Annotated in this window: 11 protein-coding genes; 7 read left to right on the forward strand and 4 right to left on the reverse strand. The window is 62.2% G+C overall.

Annotated elements, in window-relative coordinates; translation table 11 throughout:
- Positions 1–434: 434 nt before the first annotated feature.
- Both PI93_RS11435 and PI93_RS11440 read right to left on the reverse strand, forming a co-directional pair.
- The gene (locus PI93_RS11435) at positions 435–11,225 is read right to left on the reverse strand and encodes a hemagglutinin repeat-containing protein (protein ID WP_080759125.1); all 10,791 of its coding nucleotides are present in this window, start codon (positions 11,223–11,225) and stop codon (positions 435–437) included.
- 9 nt (positions 11,226–11,234) lie between these two features.
- Positions 11,235–13,004: a ShlB/FhaC/HecB family hemolysin secretion/activation protein gene (locus PI93_RS11440; RefSeq protein ID WP_236105595.1), complete on the reverse strand. Its 1,770-nt coding sequence runs from the start codon at positions 13,002–13,004 to the stop codon at positions 11,235–11,237.
- 597 nt (positions 13,005–13,601) lie between these two features.
- On the opposite strand from PI93_RS11440, the gene PI93_RS11445 reads away from it, so the two are divergent.
- The 7 genes from PI93_RS11445 (at position 13,602) to PI93_RS11475 (ending at position 21,506) form a co-directional block, all read left to right on the forward strand.
- Entirely contained in the window at positions 13,602–15,944 is a 2,343-nt protein-coding gene (locus tag PI93_RS11445; RefSeq protein WP_039368964.1) for a bifunctional salicylyl-CoA 5-hydroxylase/oxidoreductase, read from the forward strand.
- 9 nt (positions 15,945–15,953) lie between these two features.
- Positions 15,954–16,775, forward strand: a complete 822-nt coding sequence (locus tag PI93_RS11450) for an SDR family NAD(P)-dependent oxidoreductase (RefSeq protein ID WP_052240582.1) — start codon at positions 15,954–15,956, stop codon at positions 16,773–16,775.
- A 35-nt stretch (positions 16,776–16,810) separates the two neighbouring features.
- Positions 16,811–17,674: an enoyl-CoA hydratase family protein gene (locus tag PI93_RS11455; protein WP_039368963.1), complete on the forward strand. Its 864-nt coding sequence runs from the start codon at positions 16,811–16,813 to the stop codon at positions 17,672–17,674.
- 13 nt (positions 17,675–17,687) lie between these two features.
- On the forward strand, positions 17,688–18,872 hold the full coding sequence (locus tag PI93_RS11460; protein WP_039368961.1) for an acyl-CoA dehydrogenase family protein: 1,185 nt from the start codon (positions 17,688–17,690) through the stop codon (positions 18,870–18,872).
- 39 nt (positions 18,873–18,911) lie between these two features.
- Positions 18,912–20,555 carry an AMP-binding protein gene (locus PI93_RS11465; RefSeq protein WP_039368958.1) on the forward strand — a complete coding sequence of 548 codons (1,644 nt, stop codon included), beginning with the start codon at positions 18,912–18,914 and terminating at the stop codon, positions 20,553–20,555.
- A 70-nt stretch (positions 20,556–20,625) separates the two neighbouring features.
- Entirely contained in the window at positions 20,626–21,096 is a 471-nt protein-coding gene (locus tag PI93_RS11470; protein ID WP_052240581.1) for an acyl-CoA thioesterase, read from the forward strand.
- A 2-nt stretch (positions 21,097–21,098) separates the two neighbouring features.
- Entirely contained in the window at positions 21,099–21,506 is a 408-nt protein-coding gene (locus PI93_RS11475; RefSeq protein ID WP_039369083.1) for a RidA family protein, read from the forward strand.
- Between the two features lie 248 nt (positions 21,507–21,754).
- Here the strand turns inward: PI93_RS11475 and PI93_RS11480 are convergent, their stop codons facing one another.
- Positions 21,755–22,300: an ureidoglycolate lyase gene (locus PI93_RS11480; RefSeq protein WP_039368956.1), complete on the reverse strand. Its 546-nt coding sequence runs from the start codon at positions 22,298–22,300 to the stop codon at positions 21,755–21,757.
- 95 nt (positions 22,301–22,395) lie between these two features.
- Positions 22,396–23,418: an allantoicase gene (gene alc / locus PI93_RS11485; protein ID WP_039368954.1), complete on the reverse strand. Its 1,023-nt coding sequence runs from the start codon at positions 23,416–23,418 to the stop codon at positions 22,396–22,398.
- Between the last annotated feature and the right edge of the window lie 56 nt (positions 23,419–23,474).

The following is a 23,474-nucleotide window of genomic DNA, read 5'->3' on the forward strand; positions in this document are numbered from 1 at the left end:
ATCTGCTGCCAATTTTATTGTTGAGTTGTTTTTTATTGTTTTCTTCTGTTTTGCAAGTGTTCGGCATCCCATTTTTGGAGGGTTGTAAATATACTGTGAGTGGAATGATTTTTAAATTGTTTGTATTTAATTTATTGATTTGTGGTGGTTTTTTGTGTGTTTTGGCGTTGGGGTGGCTTATTTTTTTTGATAAATATTTGTGTTTATATTTTCCTGTAATAAAAAAACCATAAGACCATTCCGGTTGGAATTCCTACTAATGATATTTTTAGGTATTGGTATACTTCATTTGTGGAAAATGGGAAGCTGTGTTTTGGGTCCCAAATTATTAGTGATGTTAAAATTCCGGAGGCTATTCCGGCAACAAAAAGTCCAATTGGAATTGATGTGCACAAATAAAGTAATATGAAAATAGATTTTTTGCTTATCATGGGTTAATTGTCGGATAGATTTTTGATTTTATTTTGCATTATTTCTGAAGTGATTGAGTCGGCGATATTGCCTGATATGGATGGAAGTGGGTGCTGAGGGACTGGTTTTGTGATTGTCCAAAATCCTGTGGGGACCCACTCGTACTGCTTTGATATCGGGTTCATAATTTTGTCCATAGGTATTTTAATAACGTTGCCAACGGCATAGCCAGTGGATGCGCCAGCGCCACTTAATAATCCTGCGATAAACGGGTCGTCGCCTTTTATTTCGGCAGAATAGTAACCACCCACCGCGTTCCACGTCACAGTCGTGTTGTAACCCTTGCTTGCAGTTATTGATCCGATGACGGCAGATCCAATGAGATCTGTTAGGTTGACATTTTTATTGATGCCATATTGAATCGCAGCACTTGTCCCGCTGGTGACGCCTGCAGCAATCAATTTCTCCTTCCCGCTCGCTCCTGTGATAAAAGATTTCGCGCTCATCACAATCACCGGCCAATTTGTGGGGTCGCCAACCACTGAAAGAACCCTGTCCGTTGTCGATATATTGTCTTTCAAGAACTTTAGATCCTTGCTATTAAGATATTCGACCAACGCTGATGCTCCGGAGTCTTTCATTTTTTCACTCATTCTCACCTGAAATCCGTTCTCGTCTATCGCGACACTTGTGCTGGCTCGAATAAGTTCCTCCCACGTTACACAAGCCACACCGCCACCAGCGCACGCTTCAGTCAATTCTTTGCTGTTTTTGTTGCTGATGCCGATATATTTCTCAATAACCTCCTTGCAATTTCCGCCTGATGTTTTGCACGAAGAAAATTCCCTATCGAGATCTCGCGCTTCTTTTTCGTTTAGGTAATTATTTTCAACTTCGATTTTCGCACTGGTGGTAGCCGTAGCGATATCGCCTCCCGAAACGGCAGCAATCCCCGCCACCACGCTTGTCACCAGATTCGCGTGAGTTTCCTTTGCCTCTGCACTCAAGTCTTTGCCGGACTTTTCGCCTGCCTTGCCCAGAAGGTTGTTGAGCACGACGCTCGCCGACGCACCCATCGCTCCCGCGCCGCAGTTTCCGCCTGAGGCCGCCGCTCCCGCACAACCCACGATGCCTTGCAAGGCCGCACGTGCCGTCTCGCTATTCAATTCGTCGGCAATTGCCTTGACCTTTTCTGCGCCCAAGCTCTGTAGGTAATTCACTGCGCCGCGCGTGACCATGTCGCCCATGCCAGCCGTCACGTTCCCTGCGGCAGCGGCGACAATTGCCGTGACGATACGGCGGTAATCGCCACCAGGACCCCATTTCTGCGCGTCGACCAGTTGTGCGTCCAACTCGGCCCGCCTGGCCGGATCCGTCTCCTTATCCCGCGCTTTTTTCAGCTCATCAGCCTCCTTAGCCCGATTCCCCACAAACGTGCCGACTTCGCGTTGCAACGTCTGCATGATTTCGAAGCTGGTTTCGATTTGCTCCTTGTCGAATTTGTTGGTGAGGGCACCGCTGCCATCCCGGTCGGATGACACATCGCGATTGACGCCAGCCACGGTCTCTTCTGCCGTCTGTCCAGTTCGCTCGCGTTGGCTCGCCTCGTTGGTGATCTCGATCACGCCCGCACTGATGCCACTGCGGGTCGTGCTCGACGCGCTGTCGCCCGCCGCCACCACAACCGGTGGTTTAATGCTCACCGGCCCCGTCTTCGGCAGTTCGCTGCCGGGCGTGGCGTTAGCGCCGGTCTGCGCGTCGCCCTTTTGGTCCGTGCCGACCTTGGCGTTCTCCCCGCCACCCGCGCTGAAACCGCCACCCAGACTGATACCGAAGGCGTCGTACTCTGCGTGGTTTTCAACGTCGCGCGTCGTCAACGAACCAGTTTTCAGACGGTTCCTATCCTCATCAGCCGCCTTATCGGTCGACGCGATGATGGCGCCGGTCAGATCAGTGTTGCCTTTGACGGTGACGTCGAAACCGCCGTCGCCCGCCTTGATCCCCGACTGCTCCGTCACGCTCGCGAAATCGCTATTGATCTGCTGATGGCTGACGTTGATGCTGCCGGATGCGCCACCCGCGCTACCCAGACCGACCGTGGCGCTGCCGCTAATCGATTGATCCTTGGACGCATAGACGCTCGTGTCCTGCAGGCTTTCGATGTTCAAATCGCCACCGATATCGGCGACGACCCGCTCGCCAACCACCGTCCCACCCCGAATATTGGTGTCGCCGCCTGAAGCAATCTCTGCGGCGCCGCCCGCCACGATATGGCTGTTGCGTTGCGTCACGTCCTTGCCGTCCGCTTTGCCGCGCGACGCGCTGGCGTTGGCCGTCACCCCCATCGACGAGCCATTGGCGCCCAGGGAAATACCCAGCCCGATACCGCCGGACACGCCGGAGGATGTGCGGTGGTGTTCTGAGGTGTCCTTGGCCGCGAGGATGTCGAGCGTGCCGTCAGACGTGAGCTTGACGTCCTTCCCGGCGGCGATCTCACTACCGCGCACGAGCAGCGACGATTGATCGCCGTCCCCGGTGGCCGTGACGCTTACGTTACCGCCCGCACGAACCGCCGAGCCGTTAGACGTGGTGCTGTCATTGGTCTCGCGGCTCGTCTGCTTCGATCCACCCACCGTGATCGAGACGTTGACGTTGGCCGCATCCTTGAGGTTCTTGACTGAATCGGCAGCGTTCTTCACTGCGAGTCCGCCCGCCGCGACACCGAGGGCCTTCATGCGAGCGTCGTCGACCTTGCTCACGGCCTTACTCATCTGGCCAACGGTCTGGGCTGCGTCGAGCAGCGGACTGGATACGGCGATCGTCAATCCCGCCTGCTTCACCTCCCGCTCATGCACGCGCTGCTCGGATTCCGCGCTCTCCGTAATCGAAACGCGTTTTCCCGCGATATTCACATCGCCGTCGCGCGCAACGACCGTGCTGCCTTCTTGCTGATAGTCGTCGCCTGCGCGAATCGCCACATCGCCGCTGATCGAGCCAACGACACTGCCCGTCTGGCTCACGTCCTCGCGCCGCTGCTTCTCCTTCTCGGATCGACTGCCGATGGTGACGCTGAAGCCACTGCCAAAGACACCCGTCGTCGTCTTTTCCGTCACGCTCAGCGAGTTGCTCTCGTCGGCGGCAGACGCGATCGTCACGTTGCGTTTTGCGCCGAGGGTCATGTCGCCATCCGCGACGACTTGCGACCCGGTGATGGTGACGTCGCGGCCTGCCGCAATCGTGACGGCGTCGCCTGAGAGCGTGCTGCCCGTCGTGCGGGTGCCGTGGCTGTCGCGGTAGCTTTCCTCCGTCGTGGACGAGAGCAGGCCGTTACGGGTGCTTTGCGACCAGCGCGTGTCGTCATATCGGGCTGAGGCGCCGCCGACCGTCACGTCTCCGGTCGCGATGATCTTGAGGTCCGCAGTGCCTGCCGCGTTCGAAGATGGCTTTGTGCCGGACACCTTGTCATCGCTCGGGCCGGCGCTCAGATAGGCGCCAAGAATCTTGACATCGCCGGGCGTACCTTCGCCGCTCGTGACATAGGCGGTGACACCGCGTTCATTCAGCAGTCGTCCAACGGCCTCGGCTTGCCCTGCGGCAATGCCAATGCCGCCTGTCCCGCGGATTCGACTGCCTTGTACGCTTTCCGCATAGGAATCGACCGTCGCCGCGTAGGTGTCGCCGTTCACGCGTGCCGTGTCCGTGACGGTGTCGATCGCCGCACCGATCTCGACATCTCTTGCCGCAGCGATCACGACACGCTTGCCTGCATCGACGTCGGCACCGGTGCCAGAAACGTCGCGTCCGGCCATGAAGGTCGCGTCGCCTCCCGCATGAATGGCGGATGAGACGTTTTCCGTGACTTGAGTCCGACTATGACTCTCGCTCGATCCGCCGCCGAATTCGCGACCCGACGCTATCGTTCCTAGCGACAGGTTGCGCCCGGCAGCGAGATCGACGTTGTTCCCAGCGTCGATCGCCGCGCCGGTGACGGAGAGGTCCCGACCGGCGGTAATCACCACGCCGTCTCGCGCATCGACGTGGCCCAGCGATTCGATGGTCGTGGTCTTGCCGCTCTGGGAATCTTTGACCCATTCGTTGGTGCGACGCTCGCTTGTGACAACAACATCGCGTCCCGCTGTGACCTGAACGCGCTCGCCCGCGATCTCGCCGCCGATATTCCTGAAATCACGCTGCGCGATGACGTCGACCGCGCCAGCCTCGCTTTTTTCAGCAGACCCGCCGATACCTCCCGAGCCACCGATCACGCCGCGATTCTCAACGTCGAACGCGCGGATTCGCGTGCTTGAATCGCCAACGATCTGGCCGCTGTTACTGACCTGATTCGTTGCCTCGACGATGACGTCTCGCCCCGTCACCAACGCGCCGCCGGGTTGCATCACGACGCGCTTGCCATGCGCGAGGTATACCGTCGGCACCAGAACCGTGGTGGACGTGCCATCGGGCAGCGTCACCGTCTGGCGGACCAACCAGACGATGTCGTCGGTGAGGGCCCGCATCTGCTCAGGCGTCAGGCGAATGCCCACGCGGAGTTCCAGATCGCGGCCCGCTCTCGCACCTTGCGCGAGAAGCGTCCGGAATTCCGCATCGATGGCTGCCGATGCGCCGCTGTCGTGACCGTTCAGTGAGGCGCGTCCGGTCAATTCCAGAATCTGCTCGCGCACCAGCTTCGCTTCGTAGAAGCCGTCGCCGATGCGGCGCTCGACACTGGCAGGGGCTATGCCGAGAAGATCCAGCATGTAGTTGCTGGAGACGAAGGTGCCACGGTCGGTAAATCGGGAGTCGGTCTCCACGAGGTACGGGTGGTCGGGCGTCTCGACTACGCTGAAGAGGACGCTGCGTGGAAGCGTCAGCCCGGGCATGCCGGCGGAAGCCGTGTCGAGGGTTTGCAGGGCACCTGAAACGTCAGGCACGATGGGCGTAGCAACCGGCGTGCCGACTGGCGCAGGCTTGCCCGTGGAGACGGTTGCCTGGCCGGCGTCGACGGCAACGCGTTGCGACGTACCGACATCGCTATCCGTTTGACGGCTCCCGATGACGGTCCCGTCAACCGTCGCCGTTTCAATCGTGATGTCGCGGCCACGAAGGTGGGTGGTCCCGTTCGACGAGATCACGCTTTGAAGACCGCCTACGATGGATCGGCGTTCGGCGACATCGAATTTGACGTTAATGATCGAACGGTCGCTGTTTCCCCGCTTTTCGTGCCAATACAGATCGGACGATTGCTCGGTGCGTTCCACGCGCTCCAGCCCGATGCTGCGGCTCGTGATCTGAGCGCCATTGCCACGCACGTGAATGTTGCCGCCGGCACTGATCGTCGCTGCATGATTCAATGCGGTGCCGTTGTCGACGTTCAGACGAATCGTGCCTTGCGACGTGAGGATGGCCGGGTCGGCAACGTCGCCCAGGACATCGGTCTTGGTGTGGGTCGTGATGTAACGGCGGAATTCGTTGTGGTCGCGATTGTCGGGAATGCCATAGCCGCGACGGAAGATGCGCGCGCCTTCGTCGACAGCACCGGTGATGGTGCTCCTCGACTGATCGACTACCGTCGGGCGAATATGCACCGCCGGGTCGAAATCGGGCCAGAACTGAATGACCCAGTTACCCTGGCCGTCGTCGTGAATGACCTCGAAATGCTGAACGGCGCGTTGGGTGATGGTGCGGGTGTCGTATTCTCCCGGGTAGCCGATTCGGTTGTACACCTCGACGATGGGTTTTTTCAGCGAGAACGTATTGGCGTCGACATCGAGCGCCGTCAGCCCGTGTTTCGGAATCGTGACGCTAATGGGACTGCCCACCGCATTTAACTTCTCGCTGGAGAGTGCGGCGCGGGCTTCCCGAGACCAACGCCATTGCGTGAAAGCCTGATTTCGGGGGTTGGGCACAATACGGGAGAGCGTGATCTCCTTGCCGTCAGAGTCGGTGGACTTAAAGAACTCCCGAATCATCGCCGGCTCACCGTCGACGCTCAGGCTGTGGCTTTCATGCATCGTCGGTAGCTCCTGACACGTGCCGCCACCCGCAGCGCATCGCGCGCGGCTGTCGGCGTCAGGGATGGCCACATAACCGGCAATCCACAGATCGCGGACCTGACGCGTTTCCTCTTCCTGCGCACCCCGCACAAAGTTGACGAAGCTTCGATCGTTCACGAACTCGCGTGTCGCGATATCGACGTCTGCACCGGCCTCTACAACGGCCGACCGATTGATGAATCGTTCTGACTGCTGCGTCAGGAATCCCTGGTCATCGCGCGCTTCGCCAGCGGCGATGCGCAGGTCGGCAAGGCTGTATAGCGTCGCGCCGTTCTCGTTGAGAACATCGCCGGTTGCGAAGAGGTCGAGTCCTCGCGTCGCCGCCAGCACAGCACGATCTCCCGTGTTGCTCACGCGCTCGCCGTCAAAGCGGATTCGACCGCCGATAACCGCCCCGGTATTGATGAACCGAACGCTGCGCAGCCTGACGTCGTCGCCGTCGATGCGAGTCTCGTTGGTGATGTCGCCGGCCACGTTGAGGTGAACCGATCCGCCTCGGATACGGCCTTGCTCTGCATTGACGAGATGGGCGGCGCTCACGGTGAGTTGCCTGATCGCCCCGAGCGCGCCGTGCACGCGTAGCAAGCCGCCGACGTCGAGCGTCAGATTGCCGTTCGCCTGCCAACCGTGATCGGCGCCGTAGGTGAAGTCGCCCGGCAGCGCGATGTTCAGGTCATTTCCCGCGCGCAATCGCGCGGTGCCGAGCAAGCTGCCGGTGCGGAGTTTCAGGTTCTGGTTGACCGCAATTTCGCCCGAACGATGATCCAGTTCATCGACCGCGACGGACGCGTCACGCCGTGCCTGCACGTTTCCGGTGTTCTCGAACGCCCGGGTTCGCTGGGTGTCTTGCCAGGTGATGCTCATATCCGCGCCGGAAAACATCGTGCCGGCGTTGCCGAGCTTGTCCCGCACGCTCAGCGAAAGATCGGTCCCGGCACTGATGTGGGCATTCGGTCCGTTCATCAACGCGAACGTCGTCATCGAAACGCCGCCGTTGCCGCCAATCAGCCCGATGGGGCGATGGGGCATCGAGGTTGGCGTCGAGTCGCGCGTCAGTGCGTTCACTATCGCTTCGGCGGTGATGGACAGATGGCCGCCCTGCCGAGTGCCGTTGACGATCCGGCCGTCAGTATTGTCAAGCGTTGCGGCGCGCACGCTGAGGTCGCTGTCCCCGCCAATCGATGGATCTCCCGCGGTTTCGATGCTGCCGCGTGTGTTGTCGAGCCCACCGTTCGTCGCCAGCTTCAGCGCCTTGCCTGCATGGACGCGGCCGTCAATGTTCGACATGTCACCTGCCGAAGTGATGGCAAGCGCGCCGTTGGCTAGCAGACGCCCTAGCCGGTTGTCGACGTCTGCGGTTGAGATGAGCGAAAGCGATGTGCCAGCGGCGATTCGTGCGCCGTCGATGTTGTCGATGCCGCTTGCCCGTAGGTTGATGGCCCCGTTACCCGCGATGCTGCCCGCATGTTCCGGCGTGCGCCCCGAAGATGCACGATTGCGCAGCCGCTCAACGGTGGCAATGTCGATGGCACCCGTTCCCGCATTGGCAAAACGGCCACCTGCGTTATCGAGCGCCCGCGCCGACACGTCCATCCGCCCACGAGCGTCGCTGACCTCGACCTTGCCGTCGGCGTTGTCGAACTGGTCGGTCACGCGGATGCGCAACGCGTCGCGGGCGCTCACCTGACCGGCGCGGTTGGCGAAGCTGCCGCCGATCTCGGCGTCCAGGCGGCCGCCCGCCGCGAGGTATCCCGCGGGGTTGGCGACGTCGGCGGCAACCTTCAGGGCGAGAGCATCGCCGGCATGCAGACGGCCGTCGGCGTTGTCCAGACTGCCTGCCTCGACCGAGAGATTGGCGTTCGCTGCAACTGATCCGCCGTCGGAGTTGTCCAGCGTGTTCCGGACAATGACCTCCGTTCTCGCATGACCGCTGTTCAGCAGCTTGCCTTTGGCGTTGTTGACGCGGGCGGCGTTCAACAGCAACGTGTCGCTGGCTTCGACGGAACCCGCACGGTTGTCGAACGTATCGCCAACGTTCAGCGATACGGCGGCAGCGGCCAGTTCTCCCGATACATTGCTCAACTGCTCCGCAACGATCGACTTCAGGTTCCGCATGGCGGTCATGCGGCCGTCGGTGTTGTCCGCCGATTTGGCATCGAGCCGCAAGTCGCCGTTCGTGCCGATGCGTCCACCTCGGTTATCGACCGTCTGTCCATTGACAAGGAGAACGCCGTCCCCGGCGTGCGCCACGGTGCCTTTCTCATTCTCGAATTCGGAGATGTCGATCGTGGCGTCGCGCGTGGCCAGATGAATCGAACCTGAGCGATTGCTTAAGCGGTCGGCAATACGCAAACGCGCCAGATCGTGTGTGCCGGTGCCGGTCTGGATGATTTTTCCCGAGCGATTTGTCAGTGTCCGGGCGGACACGGCAAGCGAACTCGCCTGAAGCTCGCCGAGTGAGTTGTCGACGGCGTCGGCGTCAAGGGTCAGGGCCTCGCCGGTAGCCAGGGTGCCGCGGGTGTTGTCGAAGACGCCCCGAGCCGCAACGGCGGCCTGATGTCGCGCGACGATGCGTCCGCCAATGTTCAGCAGATCGCCTGCGGCGTTTGCGAGAAGCGAGCCCTGGGTTGTCCAGACGCCGTGATTGATGAGCGAGGTGGCGTCGAGCCGGACGTTGCCGCGTCCGGCGATCTCACCCACTGTGGTGTCGAGGCGGCCGTTCTCGATGCCTTTGTCGGCGTACAGGTGAAGGTCGGCTTTACCGAGGGCGAGGATGCGCCCGCCGAGGTTCTCGATATGGTCTGCCTTCAGCGAAAACAGCCCGCCGGTTTGCATCAACCCGCCCGTATTCGTCAACTGGCCACGCAGAGCTGCGCTTAGCGATTGTTTGACGGAGAGCGTGCCTCGATCGTTGCGCCAGTCGTTCGCCTCGATGGACATGGCGCCATTGGTAGCGACAGTACCCCCCACGTTTTCGACCGTACCGGTGCCGAGAACGAACTTGCCCGTGCCGGCGTGCTCGATCTTGCCCGCCGTGTTGTCGAGTTGGCCGGCGCTCAGCAACACGTCGTTGCTGTTTGCGACAATCTGGCCCGCGCGATTGCTCAGCGAACCGGACAGGGTCATCCGGAGCGGGGCGGTGGCTTGCCACTGCTCGATGCGTCCCTGATGGTTACGCAACCCGGCGCCGTCGAGGACGAGGCCGGAGGTGCGCAGCGTCGCACCATCGTGAATCACGTCGCGATGTGCGGTGATCTGCGTCATCCCGCCGACCTGCGTTGTGGCGTGAGCCATCGTAACGACGCCACCACGCGCGTTCATCCGGAGTCCGTACAGCACAGTCGACGTCGAGCGTGTCAGGTCGATGGCGTCTGCAAGCAGCCGTATGTCGCCGGTGGCGGTGTGGTTGCCTCCTGCCTGAAGCAAGCCGGTCGTCGTAAGCGAAATGTTCCCCGTCGCGCCCCGTGTCCCATCGGCGTTAGCGCCTGCCACGATGACGCCCGACGAGGCGAGCGCCGCAGCATTCGCAACGAGATGCCGGCCCGCAGACGCTTTGCCGGTGTGGCGCCACGTGCCTGCGGCGTCGAGCGTGACGTCGCGAGCGCCACGCAGGCTGCCTGCGCTAAGCAGATTCCGCCCGGTGTCGAGCATCAATTGACCGTCGGCCGTGATGTCGCCGCTGATTGACAGGTCACCCGCGGCCTTGACACGGAGGTCCTCGCGGGCTTGCAGCTTGCCGCCAATCTGAAGTTGTCCGGTCGAGTTCAGCACCAACGCCCCTCGATTGGCGGTGACTTTCCCATCGAGATTGACGCCTACCCCCGCTTCCGTGCCGATAAGTCGGATCTTTCCGGCATACATGCCACCGAGTCGGGAGAGGTCCAGCGCAAACGCGGGCGCGGTGCCCGACGACGTCTGGCGCTCGCGGATATCGAATGATGCTGCGTCGATGTCGTTCAGGCCGGCAATGACGTCCAACTGCTGCGCATGCACAGCGGCGTTGACCTCGACGGCGCGAGCGAGCAGGGCGGCATGTTCGAGATTGCCGGCGTTCAGGCCCGCGCCGGTAATGCGCAGGTGGCCATCCGTGACACGAAAGGCGTCGAGAGAACCGCTGCCGCCAAACACCGGCATGCCGGTCGTGAGGACGCCGCGAGACGTGTTGACGAAGCCACAGCCGTCGCAGGTCAGACCATTGGGATTGCTGATAATGACTTCGGCCCGACGCCCAGCGACTTCGAGATAGCCGGCGAGGCTCGATGGCAGCGCACCGGTGACCTGATTGACGATGATGCGTGCGGGGGCGCCGGTGAGATTGGGATTGCCCGGCACAAGTCCACCCATCTGCGTTTGCACGATGGTGTGCGAATTGTTGAGGATTGCGCCCTGCGTCGGGACATCGAACTGCTGATACTGGTTCTGCGAAACACCCGCCGCGCTGGGCGCGGTGATGTTAACGAGCGGCAGGCCGTTGGGCGTCACGCTCACGCCGGGTGCGTGCGGCCCGGGGGCAGCGACAATTTGCGACCACGCCGTGACCGGCAAGCCGAGGGCGACGAGCGCGACCAGTGCGGGCGTGACGGCGGCACTGACCGGGCGCAACAGGTTTTGATGAGGTGTGGACGCTATCGGGCCACCCGCCCCCCGTCGGCGCGCAGTGCGCCCGCTGCCGGGAGTACGCCCACGGCGAACGTTTTCGCCGACGGCGACCCATTGGCGTTGGACATGGCTGAAGATCAGACGAAAGCAACGTGTGTTCATGGGTGGGACTCAGTAGCGAAGGGCGAGCGAGATGCCAGCAACAGCGGCATGGGTCGGGAATCGGGAGGGAGCGCAGAGGGGGCGGGCGATGAAGACGTCGTAACTGGCATTGCCCCAGGGGCCGCCATAGGTGCCGATTTGTCCGCGCAGGCCGACGACCGCGCCGGCGAGTTGGGTGCCGGGAAGAAAGCGGGCGCTCGGGCCGAACACGCGCCCGTAATCCACGCCGGCGTACACCGCGTGTGCACTGGCGCCGATCGGGACATGCAACTCGTTGCGAAGGAAGAACCCGCGCTCGGCGCTCAAGGTCTGGTCGCCGGTAAAGCCGCGCACGCTGTACCGTCCGCCGATGGCGATCTGGTCGACCGCCCATAACGCATTCGCCGTGGTCTGGCCGTGGAACATGCCGACGTATCTGGCGGGGAGCGCCGACATCCGTAAAGGCACGGACCACTGCACATCCATCGTGAACATGCGGTAGCGATAGGTTTGTGGTGTTGGCTGGCGAGTGACGGGATCGCGCAGATCGTCTTGGGCGCCGAACCACGGCATGCCTTGCCGGTAGTTCAGTGCGATGTCGGCTTGCGCGTTGCCGAGGTATTGCCGGTGGGTGACGCCGGCCTGAAAGTAGGTGTTGTTCCGATACTGCTGCGAGATTTCGAAGTCTTCGATGAAGCTCTTGCCGAAGCGGCGTCCGAGCCGCGCGTCGATCGCCGTCTTGCCGAGACTGTCGCGATATACGACCCGCTCGATCCGGAGTTCTGCCGTCTGATTGCGACCGCTCGAGACGAACGACTCGTTGGCGCCCGCAATGCGTTGGAAGTACGCACGTGTGCTGCCGAAGACCGAGACCGTGTTGTAACCCCAGGGTATCGAATAGCTGGCGCTGCCCCCCTTGGTGCCGAACCGGTCGTCGCCGGTCGACAAGTCGTGCTGAACGGCGACATCCAGCAGGTCGTTCAACCCGAGCGGGTTGTCGATGCCGATGGCCAACTGTCCTTGCAGGCGCCCCGTGTCGCGCGTGCCGCTGTTGTCGACGGAAGCCAGCAGACGCCAGGCGCGTTGCCGTTTTACGTCGATTACCACGTCGCTCGATCCCGGTATGCCGCCGGGTTCGATGCGGATATCGGCGTCCTGACTCGGCATACGTTTGAGTTGCTCGAGCCCCTGCTCCAGTGCTGTGAGCGAGAGCATGTCGCCAGCGCGTAGCGGCATGGCAGAACGCCAGCTACCGCGCACGTCGGGGTCGGCGAAGCGGACCGCCGAGACTTTCCCCGGGATGAGCTGGAGCTTCAGGTCTCCGCGCGCCAGATCCTGTTCGGGAATGATCACGCGTGTCGTGACCCAACCCCGTGCAAGGATTGCCTCGGTCGCCACGGCGGCGATCCGGGCGACCCCGTCGGCGCCCGCGCATTGCCCGACAAACGGGGCAAGTGCCGATTCGACGAACGCGAACGATGGCGGAGGTGGCGAGTCGTCGAGCCTGGTCACGGCGACGCTGCGCAATACGACGCACGGCGACTCGACCGCCAGCGTTTTGCCATCGAAGGAGGACGCGCCTTGAGTTGCGGAGGGCAGCCGAACGTCCGGTGCGTCTGCACGGCGTTCGCGCTCCTCGGCTTCGCGGCGCTGGCGCTCTAGCTGTTCGTCATGAACGCCTTGCCGGACGGCCTCGCTGAACCCCGGCGGGGTGGGGGCTTGCGCTGCGGCTGCGGCGCAAGCGAGGGCGAGCCAGCACGCGAGTGCGCCGGATCGCAGAATCGCCGGGGGATGCGACACGATATGCGACACGCAAGGTGTGTAACGCGCGTGATGTGTGTCGTGGATGTCACGCGCAAATTGGTGAGCGCGATGCGGGAGAGATGCGGGGGAGACCTGAGGGTCGCGATATGCCACGGGTTGCACAGCCCTTGTTGTTGATCGGATCGATGCATCGCGTCATCACGTCCGCAACGGCGTCCGCGATAGCGGAGATCGGTGCGAACGCCAGCGCGAATGCGGCGAAAGGGCGCAACAGTGAGCACGGCGGGCATGCAACAGCAGGGGGGGCTTACACCCTGGCGTCAGGCCAGAGGTCGAATCGAAACGCAGATGACAAGACGGCGGCGATTCTGGCGGATGGGCGGCGTGGGAGTTTTGGGATTTGAACCCGACACTCGGGTTTCCGGGAACCTTGAATCGGGAACTCGCGTTTCCGGAGACCTTCGACGGCGGGCATCGATATCGCTTGTCTAAGGGCTTTCCCTCCCCTTGCGGCGACGGGGCTTGCCGACCTTGCCGCCGGAAATTTTTTCCTCTAGTATTTTAGGCATAAACTATTTACGATTTAACAAAGGTCGGCTAGCGCAACGCGATCTGTGAATCCGGAGGTTGGAGATGAATATCGTCTGTATCGGCGGCGGTCCTGCGGGCCTGTATTTCGGGCTGTTGATGAAGCTGCGCGAACCTTCCCATCGTGTAGTGGTGGTCGAGCGCAATCGGCCCTACGACACGTTTGGCTGGGGCGTGGTGTTCTCCGACGCCACCATGGACAACCTCCAGGAAGCCGATCCTGTGAGCGCCGCGCAGATCAACGACGCCTTCAACCATTGGGACGATATCGACATCCACTTCGAAGGCCGCACCATCACCTCCGGCGGTCACGGATTCATCGGCATCGGCCGCAAGAAGCTGCTCAACATTCTGCAGGCGCGCTGTGAAGCCCTCGGCGTCGAACTGGTCTTCGAGACGGATGTGTCCGACGATCAGGAAATCGCCCGCCGTTATCAGGCTGATCTGGTGATCGCCTCCGATGGCCTGAACAGCCGAATCCGCACCCGTTACGCCGATACCTACCGCCCCGATATCGATACGCGCCAGAACCGCTTTGTCTGGCTCGGTACGCATCAACGTTTCGACGCTTTCACGTTCGCCTTCGAGAAGACGGAACACGGCTGGTTTCAGGCGCATGCCTATCAGTTCGACGCCGATACCTCGACGTTCATCGTCGAGACGCCCGAGGAGGTCTGGCGCGCTCACGGGATCGATCAGATGAGTCAGGAAGAGGGCGTGAAGTTCTGCGAAAACCTCTTCGCGAAGTACCTTGGCGGCCATGAACTCATGAGCAACGCCAAGCACCTTCGCGGCTCGGCCATCTGGATTCGCTTCCCGCGCGTGATCTGCGAGCACTGGGTGCATTGGAGCGATATCGACGGCAAACGCGTGCCGGTCGTGCTCATGGGCGACGCCGCGCACACCGCGCACTTCTCCATCGGTTCCGGCACCAAGCTCGCGCTGGAAGACTCCATTGCGCTCGCCGACGGCCTTGGCAAGCAAGGTATCGACGCCCTGCCGGGCGTGCTGGCCGATTACGAAGCCGCCCGCAGCGTCGAAGTGCTCAAGATTCAGAACGCCGCCCGCAACTCGACCGAATGGTTCGAAACCGTCGAGCGTTACGCGCGCTTTTCGCCGGAACAATTCGCCTATTCGTTGCTGACCCGCTCGCAACGCATTTCCCACGAGAATCTGCGTGTGCGCGACGCTGCCTACGTCGAAGGCTACGAGGACTGGCTCGCGGCGCAGGCCGGGGTGAAACGCGCCGAAGGCCAGCACGCGATTCCGCCGATGTTCACGCCGTTCCGTGCGCGCGAACTCACGCTCAAGAACCGGATCGTGATGTCGCCGATGGCCATGTACTCGGCCGTCGACGGCGTGCCGGGCGACTTCCACCTCGTGCACCTCGGCAGCCGCGCGCTGGGCGGCGCGGGGATGATCGTCGCCGAGATGACCTGTGTGTCGCCCGACGCGCGCATCACGCCAGGGTGCCCCGGCCTGTGGAACGACGCGCAGCGCGACGCATGGAAGCGCATCGTGGACTTCGTGCACGCCGGTAGCGATGCGAAGATCGCCATGCAGATCGGCCACGCCGGTCGCAAGGGCTCGACGCGCCTCGCCTGGGACGGTATCGATCAGCCCCTCGCCGATGGCAACTGGCCGCTGATCTCGGCATCGCCGCTGCCCTACATCGAGGACGTATCGCAAACGCCGCGCGAGATGACGCGCGCCGATATGGATCGCGTCAAGGACGACTTCGTGCAAGCGGCCCGTCGCGCCGCCGAAGCGGGCTTCGATTGGCTGGAGTTGCACTGCGCCCACGGGTATCTGCTCTCGAGCTTCATCTCGCCGCTCACGAACCAGCGCACCGACGAGTACGGCGGCTCGCTGGAGAACCGCCTGCGCTATCCGCTCGAAGTCTTCCATGCCGTGCGCGATGTCTGGCCCTCGGCCAAGCCGATGTCGGTACGGATCTCGGCCCACGATTGGGTCGAGGGCGGCATCACGCCGGACGACGCGGTCGCAATCGCGCGCGCATTCAAGGACGCCGGTGCGGATCTCATCGACTGCTCGTCGGGGCAGGTCAGCAAGGCCGAAAAGCCGGTGTACGGTCGCATGTTCCAGACGCCGTTCGCCGATCGCGTGCGCAACGAAGCGGGGATTCCGACGATTGCCGTTGGCGCGATCTTCGAGGCGGATCACGTGAACAGCATCATCGCGTCGGGCCGCGCCGATCTGTGTGCGCTGGCGCGTCCGCATCTGGCCGATCCGTTCTGGACGCTGCATGAAGCTGCCAGGATCGGCTACAAGGATTTGCCGTGGCCAGCGCAGTACTATGCGGGCAAACGGCAGTACGAGACCAATCTGGAGCGTGCTGCCGCTTACGCTCAACAGATCGGTAAATAAGGACAGTTCATGACGTCAACGACAACCGCGGCGAGTGCCGCTCCGGGTTCGCCGACATCGCTCAAGGGCGTGCACGCGCTGGTGACGGGAGGCGCGCGCGGCATTGGCGAAGCGGTGGCCCGCTCGCTGCTGGCGCAAGGCGCACGCGTGACGCTGCTCGGACGCAGCGAAGCCACGCTCGCCAGCGGCACGCAGACATTGGCCGAGTACGGCGAAGTCGCGTGGGTCAGCGCGGACATTTCCGACGCTGTTGCGGTAGACGCCGCCTTCGCCCGCGCGGCGGAGCGGTTCGGTCCCGTGCAGGTCCTCGTGAATAACGCCGGGCAAGCCGTCAGCGCGCCGTTCGGCAAGACGGACAGTGCGCTTTGGCAGCAAATGATCGACGTCAACCTGACGGGCACGTTTCACTGCATTGGCGCCGCACTGCCGGCCATGCTCGCGGCAGGCTGGGGCCGCATCGTGAACGTTGCGAGTACCGCCGGGCTGATCGGTTACCCGTATGTGACGGCGTATTGCGCGGCCAAGCATGGTGTTGTCGGGCTAACGCGTGCGCTGGCGCTCGAAGTGGCGAAAAAGGGCGTGACGGTCAACGCGGTCTGCCCGGGGTACACGGAAACGGACATCGTGCGCGACGCCGTGGCGAACATTGTCGCCAAGACCGGACGCAGTGAAGACGACGCCCGCGCGGAATTGGCCAAGCGCAATCCGCAGGGGCGTCTGGTGCAGCCGCAGGAGGTTGCCGACACCGTGCTCTGGCTCTGCCAGCCGGGCGCAGGTGCCGTGACAGGACAGTCGATCGCGGTCGCTGGCGGTGAAGTCACCGTCGGCTGAGCGCGAATCCCAAACCCATTCAAGGAGATCGGCCCATGAGCGACGTGAAACTGACGATGGCGCATCACAAGCGCCCGTTCGCGAACTATGAAGCCAAGCACTTTCTGTGGTCGGTGTCGAACGACGCGCAAGGGCGTCCGAGTATCGGCACGATCACGCTGAACCGTCCCGAGAAGAAGAATCCGTTGACGTTCGACTCGTATGCCGAACTGCGCGATCTGTTTCGCGGGCTGGTCTACGCGACGGACATCAAGACGGTCGTGGTGACGGGCGCGGGCGGCAATTTCTGCTCGGGCGGCGACGTCCACGAAATCATTGGCCCGCTCACGCAGATGAGCATGCCGGAGTTGCTGGATTTCACTCGCATGACGGGCGATCTGGTCAAGGCGATGCGTGCCTGCCCGCAGCCGATCATCAGCGCGATCGACGGCATTTGCGCCGGCGCGGGCGCAATGGTGGCGCTTGCCTCGGACATGCGTCTGGGCACGCCGCAGACGAAGACTGCCTTCCTGTTCGTGCGCGTGGGTCTGGCGGGCGCCGATATGGGCGCTTGCACGCTGCTGCCGCGCATGATCGGTCAGGGGCGGGCATCGGAGTTGCTCTACACCGGTCGCGTGATGACGGCCGAGGAAGGGCAGCAATGGGGCTTCTTCAATGCGCTGCACGACGGCGGCGCGGTGCTTAGTGCCGCGCAGACGCTGGCCGATCAGATCGCCTGCGGTCCGACCTTCGCGCACGGCGTGACGAAGAAGCTGCTGCATCAGGAATGGAACATGGGCGTAGACGAGGCCATCGAGGCGGAAGCCGAGGCGCAGGCGATCTGCATGCAGACGAAGGATTTCCGTCGCGCTTACGACGCCTTCGTGGCGAAACAGAAACCGGTGTTCCAGGGCGACTGACGCGAGCGAGACGATGAGCGATATCACTCCCCACAATGCACGCAACGCCGAGTTTCTGGCGTGGCCGTTTTTTGACGACGCGCATCGCCGTCTGGGCACGGAGCTGGACGCCTGGTGTTCGCGCGAACTGAAGGTCGATCATCACGCGGACACCGATGCCACGTGCGTGGCGCTGGTGCGCCAACTGGGACGCGCTGGCTGGCTGAAGTATTGCGTGCCCGCGAGTCATGGCGGTGCGCTGGACAAGCTCGATTCGCGTGCGTTGTGTGTGTTGCGTGAAACGCTCGCGCGTCACGACGGCCTCGCGGACTTTGCCTTTGCGATGCAGGGGCTGGGCAGCGGTGCGATCACGCTCGCAGGCAGCGAGGCGCTCAAGCAGCGCTATCTGCCGCGTGTGGCCTCGGGCGAGGCGGTCGCGGCGTTCGCCCTGTCGGAGCCGAACGCCGGTTCTGACGTGGCGGCCATGGCCTGCACGGCCACGCTGGACGGCGACGACTATGTGCTCAATGGCGAGAAGACCTGGATTTCGAATGGCGGGATCGCGGACTTCTATTGTGTTTTCGTTCGCACGGGCGAAGCGCCGGGCGCGCGCGGCATCAGCGCTTTCGTGGTGGATGCGAATACCCCGGGGCTGACGATCGCGGAGCGCATCGACGTGAGTGCTCCGCATCCGCTCGCGCGTCTGAAGTTCGAGAACTGCCGTGTGCCGGTCTCGCAGCGCCTTGGCGAAGCCGGGCAGGGCTTCAAGGTCGCGATGATGACGCTGGATATTTTCCGCGCTTCGGTGGCGGCGGCGTCGTTGGGTTTTGCTCGTCGTGCGCTCGACGAAGGGTTGGCGCGCGCGAAGTCGCGCGAGATGTTCGGACAGACGCTCGCGGACTTCCAGATTACGCAGGCCGCACTGGGCGACATGGCGACGTCGGTGGACGCGGCGGCCTTGCTGACGTATCGCGCGGCCTGGCAGCGCGATGTGCAGGGGCAGCGCACGACACGCGAAGCGGCGATGGCGAAGATGTTTGCGACAGAATCGGCGCAGCAGGTCATTGACCGCGCCTTGCAGATGTTCGGTGGTGCAGGGGTGGTGTCGGGCGCCATCGTGGAGCGTCTGTATCGGGAGATTCGCTCGCTTCGGATCTATGAAGGGGCAACGGAAGTACAAAAGCTGATCATCGCGCGAGAACTGCTCAAGGACGCCTGAGCGCTGTCATTGAGCCTTACCGGGGGCAAGGAGAAGCACATGGAACGATCTGGACATCTCGACACTTTCGCGCGCGACAATCTGCCGCCCGCCGATCAGTGGCCCGAGTTTCTGCTGGACAATCCGGATGTGGCATACCCGGCGCGCATCAATTGCGCTGCCGAACTGCTGGATCGTGTGATCGAGGAGGGCCGCGGCGACGCGCCCGCGATCTATTCGGTGGAGAACGGCACGCCGACGGTCACGACGTATCTCGGTTTGCGCGAGATGGTGGATCGCATCGCTCATGTGCTTCGGGGCGACATGGGATTGGTGCCGGGCAATCGCGTGTTGCTGCGCGGCCCGAACAATCTGTTCATGGCCGCCGCGTGGCTTGCGGTGATCAAGGCGGGACTGGTCGGGGTGCCGACGATGCCGCTGCTCCGTGCGAAGGAACTCAAGCAGATCGTCGACAAGGCGGAGATTGGCGCCGCCTTGTGCGACGGCCGTCTGAAGGAGGAGCTTGAGTTCAATCGCCAGTCGACGCACGAGTACTTCTGTCCGGCGTTGAGGCAGGTGGTGTATTTCCACGAGGTGGGTGAGGACTCACTGGAGGCGCGGATGGCGCGTCAGCCGGCGAGTTTCGAGGCCTGCGACACGGCGGTGGACGATGTGTGTCTGATCGCCTTCACCAGTGGTACGACGGGCCAGCCGAAGGGCACGATGCATTTTCATCGCGACGTGCTTGCGATGTGCGATCTGTTTCCCCGTCATGTGCTGAAGCCGGGGCCGGACGATATTTTCTGTGGCACCCCCCCGTTAGCGTTCACTTTCGGTACGGGCGGCCTGTTGACGTTCCCTTTGCGTGTCGGCGCGGCGACGGTATTGCTGGAGAAGCTCACGCCGGACAGTCTGTTGCAGGCGATCGAGCAGTACCGCGCGACGGTCTGTTTCACGGCGCCGACGTTCTATCGTCAGATGGCGGCGCTGGTGGGCAAGTACGATCTGTCGAGTCTGAAGAAGACGGTATCGGCAGGCGAGGCATTGCCCGATGCTACGCGTCAGTTGTGGAAGCAGGCATCGGGCATCGAGATGATCGACGGCATTGGCGGCACGGAGATGATCCACATTTTCATCTCGGCAGCGAACGGCGACGTGGTGCCGGGAGCGATTGGCAAGCCGGTGCCGGGCTATATCGCGATGATCGTGGACGAGAACATGCAGCCGCTGCCGCCGGGCAAGGTGGGCAAGCTGGCGGTGAAGGGGCCGACCGGGTGCCGATATCTCGCGGACTCGCGCCAGACGAATTATGTGAAGAACGGCTGGAATCTGCCGGGCGACACGTTCATGTGCGACGAAGCGGGCAATTACTACTATCAGGCCCGTTCGGACGACATGATTGTCTCGGCCGGGTACAACATCGCTGGCCCGGAGGTGGAGTCGGCACTGTTGCAGCATCCGGCGGTGGCGGAGTGCGGTGTGGTCGGTGCGAGCGATGAGGCACGCGGCCAGATCGTGAAGGCGTATGTGGTACTCAAGGCCGGCGAGGCGCGCGATGACTCGATGGTGAAGGCGCTTCAGGAGTATGTGAAGGCTAACATCGCGCCGTACAAATACCCTCGGGCGATTGAGTTTGTCGACGCGCTGCCTCGCACGGAAACGGGTAAGCTGCAACGCTTCAAGCTCCGGCAGATGGGGCAGTGAGGTCAGAGGGGAGCGCTCCAGTCGGCGCTCACTCACTTAGTCGATCCTGCACGCAGGGGAGGAAAGAATGATGTCGGAGACCGACGTGAGCGCACACGCATTCGTCAAGCCGTTGCTGGTGCGTTTCAAGCACTGCGATCCGGCGGGCATCGTGTTTTATCCGCGCTATTTCGAAATGATCAACGATCTGGTCGAAGACTGGTGCGCGGAAGGACTCAATCTGTCGTTCGGCGAGATGCATTTGCGCGACGGCATGGGCGTGCCGACCGCCAACATCGAATGCCGCTTCAGTGCCCCCAGTTTTCTGGGCGAGACGCTACTGCGCTCGCTGGAAGTTACGCGCCTCGGTCGCTCGTCCATGACGCTGCGCATCCGGTTCGCCGGTGCCAACGACGAGACGCGTCTACAAGCCACGCTGGTACTGGTCTGGGTCGCGAAAGGCGAGGGCGGAAGACCCTCTCCAATCGCCGTACCCCCGGCCCAACGCGAGGCCATTGTGCGCTTTGCCGCACCCGATTCTGTCATTGAAGGAGTGTCCTGATGCTGCAAGTTCTGCAACCGCCCGAATGGGCGAAACCGCGCGGCTACGCCAACGGCATGGCGTTCGAGATGACGGCCGGCAGCCGCATCGTGTTTGTCGGCGGTCAAATTGGCTGGAACGGACAGCAACGTTTCGAAACGGATGATTTCGCTCTGCAAGTGCGCCAGACACTCGAGAATATCGTCGCGATCCTGGCCGAAGGTAACGCCAAGCCCGAACATATCGTGCGCATGACCTGGTACGTGAAGAATAAGCAGGAGTACGTGGAAAGCTATCGGGCTATCGGTGAACACTATCGCGATATCATCGGACGCCATTTTCCCGCTATGACGGCTGTGGAAGTCGCCGATCTTGTTGAAGACGAAGCCAAGGTTGAGATCGAAGTGACCGCGGTTGTGCCCGCCGCTTAAGTTTCTTGTTGGTGAGTGGTTGCTTTTTGGGGGCTTTTACACCTCCCCCCCAGACGGACCGGGGCCCCTTTCCGCCTCTCAGACATAAACCCAACTCGCTGCAGAAAGGCGCCCCGGTCCGTCTCCCTCCCTCTTTGCGGTACTTCTCGCCTCAACCCCACTCCCTTCGTTTTCTCTCCCCACCAATGCAAAACGCCGGGCTCATCCCGGCGTTTTCGCTGTCTTGCTGCCTTTTCCTGCTGCCTTCTCTATGCCGCCTTCTGCGCCGCTTGCGCTGCATCCAACGCCGCCTGCGTCAGCAAATACACGCCCGGCAAATCCTGCTCGTCACAATTGTGACCCTTACCACCCCGATCCACCACTACGAAGTCACTCACTTCGTGTAATGCCAACAACGGGTGATGCCATACGCCTCGCGCATAATTCACGCCCTGCCAACCATCCGACACGAACGCCCGCATCCGACTCACATCCAACTCGCCCGCCGGCGCTACCACCACCAGATGCGGCGTTGTCTTCAACGGAATGAACGCCTGACTCCCCAACGGATGACGCTCCAGCATCTTCACCTCATACGGCAACTGCCTCGGCTGACCACGGAATACATTCACCAAGGTGCGCCCACCCTCCGGGCCCAGATCCACCGTCGCCAGATCGTGAAACCGCTCAGTCGTCCCGCCGTTGATCGCGAAATGCTTCGCCCCCGTCAACTCGATCACGTCGCCAAACTCCGCAAACGCCTCCCGCGTCAATCGCTCTATCTTCAACGCCAGACCCGCCATGTCACGCTCCATTTTTTTCCCCTGCCTAGCCCTTCGTCGCCTCTCGCATTCCCCCACTTTCTCCGGGACGCGAGAGGTCTTCTTTTTGCTGAGGTTGCTGACTTCGGTTATGCCTGCTTGTCGCTCAGACGGCCCCACAGACGCAGGCGCGACACGCCGCCGTCCGGGATGATGTTGAAGCGGATGTGCGTGATCGCCCCCAACTTCTGTACTTGCTCTTCAAAGAAGAACTGCTTGTCCATCGCCAACTTCTGCTCGGGCAACAACACCGGCCAGAACATGGACTGGGTGATCAACGATTGTTCCGTGCCGCCCGTCACATAGGCCGCCTGAATGGAGCAACGATCCGGGAAGTTGCCCTTGAAGTGCGCCGTGTCGACTTCGATCTTGCCAATCTCGCCCGGCTGCGCCAACGCAATGATCGCCCAGTCATTCCCCGGCTCACGTCGCCGACGCGTCTCCCAGCCATCGCCCATGTTCACGCCACGGCCCGGCATCAGCAGGTTCGACGCCAACCCGAAATGCTGGTTGTTCGCCGCAACGACATAGCCACCGTTTTCCATCGCAATCAGGTCGATCAGCTCGTCGCGCGAGCGTCCCGCCCAATCGCTCTGGGGCAAGCCATACAGACGCAGGCGCGCCAGACCGCCATCGGGGTACAGGTTCACGCGCACATGGGTGACCGGGCGCTGGTTGCCAATCGCATGGTAATGATGCGAGTTGCCTTGCAGCGTGGTCGAGGCGAGCAGTTCGAACCACTCGGCGCCCTCGCCGGGTGCGCCGTTAGGGCTGTAGCAGCCCTCGAGCGAGGCGGCCGGCGGGAAGTTGCCGGTGAAGTGACTGGTGTCCAGATCGACGCCAAACAACACGCCGGCACGCGCGAGCTTGACCACGCACCAGTCGTAACCGTTCACGCGCTTGCGACGCGTCTCCCAACCATCCATCCACTTGCCGTTGTCGTCGTACTTGCCGGGGATGAACACGGCCGGCTCGGGGTTGAGCATGCGCTCTTTGGCCGCGAAGAATTCGTCGCTGGCAACGAGCGCCTGCGCTCCCAGACGCGGATCGGCCAGATTGACGTAACGGCGCACGAATTCCGGTGCGTTCGGGTCTTGCGGGACGAGGGCCATGTTGCTTTTCACTCCAGATAAAGGGGCCGACGTCTCGCGTCGGCAGAAACTGTGTT

The organism is Pandoraea fibrosis (genome assembly GCF_000807775.2).
In the GTDB taxonomy this organism is placed as follows: Bacteria; Pseudomonadota; Gammaproteobacteria; order Burkholderiales; family Burkholderiaceae; genus Pandoraea; species Pandoraea fibrosis.

Coding starts and splice junctions, on each gene's coding strand:
- PI93_RS11435 (WP_080759125.1), bottom strand. CDS start 11,225: ATGAACACACGTTGCTTTCGTCTGATCTTCAGCCATGTCCAACGCCAA.
- PI93_RS11445 (WP_039368964.1), top strand. CDS start 13,602: ATGAATATCGTCTGTATCGGCGGCGGTCCTGCGGGCCTGTATTTCGGG.
- PI93_RS11450 (WP_052240582.1), top strand. CDS start 15,954: ATGACGTCAACGACAACCGCGGCGAGTGCCGCTCCGGGTTCGCCGACA.
- PI93_RS11455 (WP_039368963.1), top strand. CDS start 16,811: ATGAGCGACGTGAAACTGACGATGGCGCATCACAAGCGCCCGTTCGCG.
- PI93_RS11460 (WP_039368961.1), top strand. CDS start 17,688: ATGAGCGATATCACTCCCCACAATGCACGCAACGCCGAGTTTCTGGCG.
- PI93_RS11465 (WP_039368958.1), top strand. CDS start 18,912: ATGGAACGATCTGGACATCTCGACACTTTCGCGCGCGACAATCTGCCG.
- PI93_RS11470 (WP_052240581.1), top strand. CDS start 20,626: ATGTCGGAGACCGACGTGAGCGCACACGCATTCGTCAAGCCGTTGCTG.
- PI93_RS11480 (WP_039368956.1), bottom strand. CDS start 22,300: ATGGAGCGTGACATGGCGGGTCTGGCGTTGAAGATAGAGCGATTGACG.
- alc (WP_039368954.1), bottom strand. CDS start 23,418: ATGGCCCTCGTCCCGCAAGACCCGAACGCACCGGAATTCGTGCGCCGT.